Annotated in this window: 9 protein-coding genes; 2 read left to right on the top strand and 7 right to left on the bottom strand. The window is 30.1% G+C overall.

Translation table 11 applies throughout. The features are described from left to right. A partial coding sequence (locus tag ABY298_RS12815) for a mechanosensitive ion channel family protein (RefSeq protein ID WP_372746455.1) occupies positions 1-812 on the bottom strand: 812 nt, incomplete at its 3' end. 126 nt (positions 813-938) lie between these two features. Here ABY298_RS12815 and ABY298_RS12810 point away from each other — a divergent pair. Further along, positions 939-1,667, top strand: a complete 729-nt coding sequence (locus ABY298_RS12810; RefSeq protein ID WP_372746454.1) for an NYN domain-containing protein — start codon at positions 939-941, stop codon at positions 1,665-1,667. Positions 1,668-1,673: 6 nt separating this feature from the next. Here ABY298_RS12810 and ABY298_RS12805 read toward each other — a convergent pair whose 3' ends face one another. Next, entirely contained in the window at positions 1,674-1,913 is a 240-nt protein-coding gene (locus tag ABY298_RS12805) for a hypothetical protein (RefSeq protein ID WP_372746453.1), read from the bottom strand. 91 nt (positions 1,914-2,004) lie between these two features. Here ABY298_RS12805 and ABY298_RS12800 point away from each other — a divergent pair, with 91 nt between their 5' ends. After that, positions 2,005-2,808, top strand: a complete 804-nt coding sequence (locus ABY298_RS12800) for a Cof-type HAD-IIB family hydrolase (RefSeq protein ID WP_372746452.1) — start codon at positions 2,005-2,007, stop codon at positions 2,806-2,808. A 9-nt stretch (positions 2,809-2,817) separates the two neighbouring features. On the opposite strand, the gene ABY298_RS12795 is transcribed toward ABY298_RS12800, so the two are convergent. The 5 genes from ABY298_RS12795 to ABY298_RS12775 form a co-directional block, all read right to left on the bottom strand. Beyond that, positions 2,818-6,117, bottom strand: coding sequence for a T9SS type B sorting domain-containing protein (locus tag ABY298_RS12795; protein WP_372746451.1), 3,300 nt, complete (start codon positions 6,115-6,117; stop codon positions 2,818-2,820). Between the two features lie 64 nt (positions 6,118-6,181). Further along, positions 6,182-6,760 carry a GDYXXLXY domain-containing protein gene (locus ABY298_RS12790; RefSeq protein ID WP_372746450.1) on the bottom strand — a complete coding sequence of 193 codons (579 nt, stop codon included), beginning with the start codon at positions 6,758-6,760 and terminating at the stop codon, positions 6,182-6,184. After that, the gene (locus ABY298_RS12785; protein WP_372746449.1) at positions 6,750-8,036 is read right to left on the bottom strand and encodes a DUF2157 domain-containing protein; all 1,287 of its coding nucleotides are present in this window, start codon (positions 8,034-8,036) and stop codon (positions 6,750-6,752) included. The genes ABY298_RS12790 and ABY298_RS12785 overlap by 11 nt, the downstream gene beginning before the upstream one ends. A gap of 11 nt (positions 8,037-8,047) precedes the next feature. Continuing rightward, on the bottom strand, positions 8,048-8,524 hold the full coding sequence (locus ABY298_RS12780) for a nucleoside deaminase (RefSeq protein WP_372746448.1): 477 nt from the start codon (positions 8,522-8,524) through the stop codon (positions 8,048-8,050). Positions 8,525-8,700: 176 nt separating this feature from the next. Then, on the bottom strand, positions 8,701-9,139 hold a 439-nt coding region (locus ABY298_RS12775; RefSeq protein ID WP_372746447.1), incomplete at its 5' end, for a cation:proton antiporter.

Here is a 9,139-nt window from a genome sequence, read left to right as displayed (position 1 = left end):
GGGAATGGAATAGTAATATTATGCTCATTAAACTTTCTGTTTATAACCTTTCTAATATCACTTTTTACACGCTCTATTCTAAAAATGTTTTCGCTAAAAAATATTACTTGAAATAGTAAGCACGAATCTCCAAAATCTAAAAACCGAATATTAATTAAATCTTTATTTGAAACTTCTGGATGTTCCCAAGCGCTTTCTTTTAAAACTTTTTCTACCAAATCAACATCACTTCCGTAAGCAACACCAATGTTAATTTTAAAACGTGTTTGTTTAGATTGGTGGCTCCAGTTAATAACTTTGTTAGTGGTAATTAATGAATTTGGTATAATTATAGAAATTTCATCTCTATTTAATCCTTTTGAAGTACGCAAACCAATTTCTTGAATTTTTAAAATATCACCATCAATTTCTAAAATATCATCTATTTTAATAGAGCGTTCAGAAAGTAAAATTATACCAGAAATAACATCATTAAAAGTTTGTTGTAAACCTAAACCAACCCCAACCAAAAGCGCTGCCGAACCAGCAACTAAAACAGTTATTTTAACTCCAATAGATTCTAGTATAAAGCCAAAAGCAATTACCCAAATTAGGTATTTTATAATTTGAAAAATAGCATAGGTATTTCCTGCATCTAATTGGTTTTGTTCTTGCTGCCGCGATAAGGCTTGTTTAATTAACCACAATAAAATTTTAGTAAATATAATTATAGCCAATATTAAAACTATTGAACTTACCATTATTTTGTAATCACCAATTTTTAAGAGTTCTATTTCTAAAAATTCTTTCATAGTTTTTAGGATACTTTTCATGTAAATATGAATTTAAAATATGTTACTTATCAAAAATACAACAATCTTTCTGTTTAAATTAAGCGAATTTTAAAAATGAATTTATAAAATACTACAGTGAAATTATTTTGCGTATATTTATAGATTATGATAAAAGATACAAAATTGGCCGTTTTAATTGACGGCGACAATATTCCATCAAAATACATTAAGGAAATGATGGAAGAAATTGCAAAATATGGTACACCAACCATTAAACGTATTTATGGCGATTGGACAAAGCCTCAATTAGCTAAATGGAAAAACATTTTGCTTGAAAACGCTATTAATCCTATTCAACAATACAGTTATACTACAGGTAAAAATGCTACAGATTCGGCAATGATTATTGATGCTATGGATATTTTATATTCAGAAAAAGTAAATGGTTTTTGCTTGGTTTCATCAGATAGTGATTTTACAAAATTGGCAATGCGTTTGCGTGAAGCAGGCGTGGTTGTTTATGGAATTGGAGAAAAGAAAACACCCGATCCTTTTATTGTTGCTTGCGATAAGTTTATTTACTTAGAAATATTGGCAAAAGAAGAAGAAAGTCAAGATGGCAAAAAAACAATTAAAAAGGAAAACTTAGATAAAATTACACCAAAGGTTATACGTTTATTGCGCAATTCTGTTAATGATGCAGCCGATGATGATGGTTGGGCTTTTATGGGAGATGTTGGTACTTTACTAATAAAAAAACAACCAAATTTTGATGCTCGTAATTTTGGGTTCGAAAAACTAACACAATTATTTAAATCGCTTAATAAGTTTGAAATTGAAGAACGTGATAAAACCAGCGGACGTTTTAAACTAATTTATGTTAAAAATAAATAATTACAATTAAGCAGGTTTGTAGTATTTATATAATGATACGGCAGAAACTACAGCCCAAGCTGCTTCTAAAATTATAAAAGGCACATAATTTATTAAAACCGAAGCCAAACACGCCAAAGAAGAACCTATTAAATTTAACAATATAAAACTCTTATTTTTATTTGATATTTTTCCTGTTTCATTTAAAAAGTAAGCCAATAATATTAAAGCTACTCCAATAAAACCTAGCCAATCTGTTGCGTTCATTTGTTTTTTTGTCAAAAATACACAAAAACTGCAGCATATTTAAAAAAGGTTTCTAATCTGAATTTATTACTTTTGCAGCTAAATTATTTTTATGAAATACCAATTAGTTTGTACAGATATTGATGGAACCTTATTAAATAAAGATAGAGAGCTGTCCGAACTTACTATTGCTCAGGTTAAAAGAATTTCACCAATTCCATTTGTGTTAATATCATCAAGAATGCCAAAAGGAATGCGCCATTTGCAGCAACAATTTGAAAACACAACAACACCTTTAATTGCATACAACGGTGGTTTGGTGTTACACGGAAATGAAGTTTTACACTCAACATTTATAAATAACAATGTTTTAGAGGCAACAATTAACAAATGTGTAAATACCAACATTCACTTAAGTTTGTTTCATGCAGATGAATGGTATGTTCAAACAATGGATTATTGGGCTAAAAGAGAAGAAAATAACACAAAGGTTACTCCAACAATAAAATCTAACATAGAGGTTTTAAATACTTGGAAAGCAGAAGGAAAAGGTGCGCATAAAATTATGTGTATGGGTGATGAAAATGAAATTGATGTATTGTATAAAACATTAGAAAATGAATTTTCAGAAGAAATTATGCTATACAGATCTAAAGAAACGTATATAGAAATTTCTCATAAATCTATTTCAAAAAAAACAGCTATTGAAGTATTATTAAGTAATATTTACCCACAATTATCTATGGAAAATGTAATTGCTTTTGGCGATAATTATAATGATATTGAAATGTTAAAAGCTGTTGGATTAGGTGTTGCCGTAGCCAATGCTAATAATGAGGTTTTAAAAATTGCTAATAAAGTTACTGACACCAATAAAAACGATGGTGTAGCTAAAACTTTAAAAGAACTTTTTTAAAATTTAACCTTATCTTATTAAGCTAAAATGGCCTTTTCGTTCTCTAATATTTCCAGCATCATCTATTAATTGAACTGAAAACCAGTAATCTGTAGCTGGAAGCATTTTACCATTAAAATAACCGTCCCAACCATTTCCAGAAGGATCAATTTTGGTAATTAGTTTACCATATCTATCAAAAATGTAAATTATAGAAGTTGCGTAAAAAGTATCACTTACGCCTTTTATTTGCCAAGTATCATTATAACCATCGTTGTTTGGGGTAAAAAACTTTGGAAATCCAATTACAGAAACTTCAATTTGTGAAATACCACAACTATTTTTATCTTGAATGTAGATGGTGTGAATACCTGGAGCAACGTTTTCAAAAACAGCATCATCCTGATAATTTCCAAATGAATCGTCAAGTGAAAATTCATAATCCCCAATTCCTAAATTTTGAGTATTTATAGTAATGGTATTATTATTAGAATCATCAGTAATTGTAATATCATTTAAAGTTATTGTTGCCACATTTGATTCAGAAACGGTAACAGTTTGTTCAAAAGATGTGCAGTTTAACCCAGAAGTTGCAACAACAGTGTAAACACCTCCAGTTGATACAGTAGCGGTTGGTTGGTTGCTAATTATTGTATTTGATTCATCTGTCCATTCATAGGTATAAGTATCATTTGCATTAAAAGTATCTAATGTAATTGGCGGTAAATTTAAACACACAATTGCTTCTGGTTCTACTTCAAACTCTGGACGTGGATGAACGGTTAATGTTAAATGCGGTCCAATTCCAAAGCAATCGCCATTATCATTACTTTCAACTCTAACATATAAAATTTGCGAAAATGGAGTTTCACTTACATATGTGTTTTGAGGTAAAATTTCGTTTTGTTCTAATTGTGCATCTGTTAAATTTCTGTAATACTTAACACTTAAATTTTGTCCTAAAGGAAATTCAGCAATAATGTTTGCAGAAGCTAAAGTAAGATCAAAAGAGTGCAGACCATCAATGGTAGCGTCGTCATCACAATTTTCTAGTTCTTCCATAAAACCTGCAGAAAAAGAAGTGGTTGAAACTTGTAAATTTATGGTTGCTACTCTATAACAGCCAAAAGAATTTTCTACTCGTGCATACACAGTACTAGCGGTAGAATTATTAAATGGAGCTGGATTTATTGGTGTAGCACTTCCCGAATTTGCATCGGCCAAGGTAAGATAATAACTTACGGTTAAACTAGTATCGCCATTTGTTAAAATTGAATTGGCTTCGTTTAAGTTATAATCAGTAACACCATTAGGAGTTCCATCTTCATCACAATTTTTAAATGTTATAGGTGAAACAATACTTGGTAATTGATTTACTTGAATAGAAAATAAAGTTTCTGTACTACAAGTAGTATCAAAAACATTAGAAATTCGAACGTAAATTGGTTGGCCGTTTGCAATTGTATTGGTAAAAGATGTTGGTGTGGTTATTAGATTTGAATATGCAGCATCTGTAAAATACGAAAATGAAAAATTGGAAGCAGAAGCACCATTTAGCAATGTTGTTTCCATAGAGGTTAAATCGAAAATAGTAAAACCATTCATGTCATCTCCATCATTATTTGTATCGCATTCTTGTAAAATAGGAGCGGTAGAAAGCGGTACAACAGTTTGGTAAATAATAACATTAACGGCTAATCTATTTGTGCTTTCGCAACCATTTACAGTTTGCGTTGCGTAATAATTGGTGTTATTTGTTAGCAAAGTAGTGGAGTTTAAGGCTGTTCCTCCAGTTGCATTTGCATACCAATTAACAGCTGTTCCCATAACAGTTAAATTAGAAATTTTAGCATTTTCAATATCGCAAAAAGTTTGGGTTGCATTTCCTGTTGGCGTTGTTGTGTATTGAACATTTATAGTAACCGGAGTTCTTGTTGCGGTTGTACATCCGTTTTCTGTTGCATTAACATAGTAAGTAGTTGTAGCAGAAATTGTTGGTGAGTACGAAGTTCCAGTTCCAACTAAATTTCCGCCAGTTAAAGCATCATACCAATTTATGGTTCCTGCAGAAGCCGTTGCTGTTAATGTTCCTGTTCCGGCATTACAAATTGTTGTGTTTGTAACACTAGTTATTGTTGGAATTGTATAAATAGTTGCAATAACTGCATTTCTTTTTCCCGTGTCACAAATACCATCAGCAGAAGCAACTGCATAATATGTTGTAGTAGTTGAAATTGTTGTTGTAAAAGTGTTTCCAACCCACAATTTTGTTCCTCCGGTTGGTGCGCTAAACCAAATTACGGTTCCTGTGCTTGCAGTTGCAGAAAGTGTTACGTTTCCTGTACCACAATTAGAGCTAGGTGTTGTTGCTGTAATTTCTGCAATGGAAATAGTTGTGCTTGTAGAAATGTTTAAAACGGGATCTCCTGGCATTCCTCCATATTCTACAATATAGCCTTTTGGTTGATAGTCACCTGAAGTATTTCCTGTATTACTTAAATCGTTCCAAGAGCCTGAAGTTCCAACACCTGGAGCGGTAACATGCGCATAATCTTCATTTCCTAAATTATTAGGTTCACTGTTACCTGTATTCCAATTTGCAAAAGGAATATCGGTTCCAACAGTTGTACCACTACCATTTCCAATCCAAAAAGATTTTCCAGTTTCTGGTCCGGTAACCCATCTCCAAGTTCCTTCAACAGCTGCATCGCTTCCTCCAATCCAACCAGCTCCGGCAGCTTGTTTTCCTGAAAGTTGCGCTTCTTCAGCAGAAGTAATAGTGGCTAAATATCCTTGTAAACCATAATAATCACTTCCTGCAGCAGCAGTTTTTGCATCTTGCCAAGTTATTCCAGTTGATGAAACATATTCGTAATAATGCCCAGTTGAGGCTAAATAATTTGCTTCTCCAACGGTAATTGAAAAAGTTCTTGTGCCTGATGGCGTTGAAGAAGTACTGCTAAAAACAACATTTTTAACAGCAGTTATTAATTCTGTATCAACAGGAGTTCCGCTTCCCACCCACGTTAATACAAGTTTACCTTCTAAGGTACTAAAATTTTGTGCAGAAATGTTTGGGTTTGTTCCGGTGTATGATAAAATATCTTCGCCGCTAACATATCCTTGTGATATTTGAATATATATATTGTCTATTGAAGCAGCGGTTGGGTTTGAAATATTAAAATCTTCAACAATATTAATGGTGCTTAACGGACAGTAATTTTGGTTTCCAGTGGAAGTTAAAGTAAGCGATGTTTGTGCTCTAGTTAGTTTTGGGAAAATTAAGAGAACTATTGAAAAAATAAGCAATATTGCTTTATTAGAATGCATTAATTAGGGATAATTGGTTAACTTGTAAAGTTAATTTTTTTTACGAAGAAAAAGTAACAACATTTTAATTATTTTGGTGATGCATTACAGCATCTTGTATGGGTGTATTGTTTATAAATACGTTTTTTAAAACAGCTTCTCCATTTTTAAGGTATACTAATGCATAGGTTGTTGTGTATTCGTTTTTAAGAGCTTCTCTATGAAGGTTTTCGGCTTCTTTAGCTTTAGATTCTTCCATATAAAAGCGCTGAAAAGGATATTCAATGGTAATATTTTTAATGGTTTTATAAGATTGAATATATTGGACTTTTGCTTTAATAAAATTAATTTCTGATGATGGTTTTTCTTTTACAACATCTTTAATTACGGCAAAACCTTGATTGTTATTTTCAATAAGCACATAAATATCTTCATTTAAAACCCAATCTTTTTTGTTTTGAATTTTAAATTTATTTTCTTCAAAATTCAAATCTATATATTTCCCTCTAAAAGGATCAGAAGGATCAATTGGTGTGGTTTTAAATTTAAAGGCAGTTCCAGTTTTTAAAATAGACTCTTGGGTTAAAATCATTTTGGCAGGAACAAACAATTGCATAAAAGCAACTACAATAAATAATGAAATTAGTAAGGTCTTATTTTTCATTTGCTTTTCTTTTTTTAAGCATCCAATAGTTTGTTATAAAAAATCCTATTCCAACACAAACAAATAGTAAACCTCTAATAACAAAACTTAAATCGGTATCAAAAAACCTGCAAATAACCAAAGCAGTTATTATTAGTAATCCAAAATTTAAAATGCCAAAATGGTTTTTTTGTTCGCCTTTTTTTATAGTTAAAATACCAATTGCAAAAATTATTAAGTTTATAAATATTACTGAAAAAGAATACTTTAGTCCATAAAAAAAGGAAAGAATAAATAAAATAAAAACAAACTCTAGTAAAATACTGTTTTTAATAAATTGCTTGTTGAAATTTTTTAAAAGTAAAATAAGTGCGCCTATAGAAAGTATTGTTGTTGCAATTATTTCGGTAAAATCTTTTAAATGATTAAATTGGAATTCAATTTTTAATAAATTATCCCAATACCAGCTAAAACTTAAAGATAATAACATTCCAATAGAACCAATAGAACTAATAACTAAAAAGCTGTTGTTTCTTAAATTTTGTTCTTTAAAATAAATTGAATTTCCTATTAGATAAAAGATTCCAAAAAGACTTAAATATGCTGCAAACATTATTTCGCTATAGTTATTAGTAACTGTACCTAATGAAATAACAAGAGAGATTGGGATTAACCAATTGTAAAAAATTAAAAAATTACTTTTCGGGTTTTTTTTATACAAAAAATAGTAGCTAGGAAGTATTAAAAGTAATAAAAACCAATAGTTGTAAGGTGTAATATTTGGGTAATTCCAATAGCCAAGTTCACAGGCATAAAATGTACTACCTATAATATATAAAAGTGCTATGGTATTAGCTTTCATTAAATATACTATTGGCAAACACAAAAGCATCCAAGTAATTGTATATGAAGCTATGTTTCCTGGAATATTATAAATTTGACTAATTAATGATATGCTTGCACCAACAGCAAAAAACAAAAACACAGATGATGCCTCTATCCATGTTTTGTTGGTATTCTTTTTTAAAATAACAAAAGCACATATTAGTTGGCCAACTACCAATGGAACAAATGAAATAACTGATTTTGTAATCTTAGATAAAGAATCCCAGTTGTGTGCTATTATTAAAATAATTCCGAGTCCAATTAAAAGAGCACCTAAAATTCCAAATGCAATAAATAGTTTGTTAGGAGATGAGTTTTCTTTTTTAGTATAGTAAGCTTGTATTTTACCTGCAATATCTTCTGAAATTATGTTGGCTTCAACAAGCTCATTTAAATCTTTAATTAAACTCATAAATCAGTTTTTTAATACTCTATTTTATCCTCTTTATCAGTCCAATTTTTAAATACAACTGAAGCATCTTCCCTTAATAAGTTAATAAACGGAATTTTTCGTTCATTTATTTCTTTAGAAATTTCATTATAAATAAACTGATCATCAAAATCTATATTTGCAGCATCTTCTCTGGTACAAGCATAATACACTTTTTTAGGTCTTGCCCAATAAATAGCACCTAAACACATTGGACAAGGTTCACATGATGTGTAAATTATACAATCATCTAATTGAAATGAATCTAATTTTTCACAAGCGTTTCTTATGGCAACTACTTCTGCATGTGCAGTTGGATCGTTTTTTGAAGTTACACTATTGTAACCTTCAGCTATAATTTCTCCATTTTTTACTATAATTGCCCCAAACGGACCTCCAGCATTTGTATCAATACCTTTTTTTGCTAATTCAATAGCTTTTGACATAAAATAATTGTGTTTTTCTTCCATATATAAAATAAATCTAATGTGTATAACTTATAAAGTTACTTTTTTAATAGAGTAAGAAAATTAATACTTAAAGTAACTATAAAAGTGAAAAGCCAAAATACTAATTTTTTTCGCTGTTCGCGTCTAGCATCTTCTTTTATTTTTTGTTTGATTTTGGTTAGTATTTTTAAAGTTTTTTAGTTTATTTTTTGTTGTTTCAAAATTTTCTTTTTCTGATGAATTTTCAATAATTTTTCGGTGATTGAAATATAAAACGGACTTATTAATAAGGTTAGTGATATTAAACTAATAGTAAATTTATAACCAAAGTTTTCCATAATTTCTAATGAATAGGCAGAGGAACTTATTAAAAAACTTAGCTCTCCAATTTGAGCTAATAAGGCGCCACCTAAAATTGCTTCGTGCCATTTACAAGAAAACAGTTTTAAAATAAAGGAATTTATAAGATGATTTGTAATGTAAACTGAAAATAATACAATTGAAATTACCAGATAATTTTCAACAATAAATTCAAAATCTATTTGCAGTCCAATACTCACAAAAAACAAGGCAACAAACAACACTCTAAAAGAATGCAATGTGTCATAAATCCAGTCAGTTGCTTTAGAAACATGC

It is taken from the genome of Lutibacter sp. (genome assembly GCF_041596795.1).
GTDB lineage: Bacteria > Bacteroidota > Bacteroidia > Flavobacteriales > Flavobacteriaceae > Lutibacter.
Note: the sequence above shows the minus strand (reverse complement) of the source record. Positions and strands in the feature narration are given on the sequence as shown.

Bases quoted from the DNA above. Each gene is read 5' to 3' on its own strand.
- ABY298_RS12810 (WP_372746454.1), top strand. From the start codon at position 939: ATGATAAAAGATACAAAATTGGCCGTTTTAATTGACGGCGACAATATT.
- ABY298_RS12805 (WP_372746453.1), bottom strand. From the start codon at position 1,913: ATGAACGCAACAGATTGGCTAGGTTTTATTGGAGTAGCTTTAATATTA.
- ABY298_RS12800 (WP_372746452.1), top strand. From the start codon at position 2,005: ATGAAATACCAATTAGTTTGTACAGATATTGATGGAACCTTATTAAAT.
- ABY298_RS12795 (WP_372746451.1), bottom strand. From the start codon at position 6,117: ATGCATTCTAATAAAGCAATATTGCTTATTTTTTCAATAGTTCTCTTA.
- ABY298_RS12790 (WP_372746450.1), bottom strand. From the start codon at position 6,760: ATGAAAAATAAGACCTTACTAATTTCATTATTTATTGTAGTTGCTTTT.
- ABY298_RS12785 (WP_372746449.1), bottom strand. From the start codon at position 8,036: ATGAGTTTAATTAAAGATTTAAATGAGCTTGTTGAAGCCAACATAATT.
- ABY298_RS12780 (WP_372746448.1), bottom strand. From the start codon at position 8,524: ATGGAAGAAAAACACAATTATTTTATGTCAAAAGCTATTGAATTAGCA.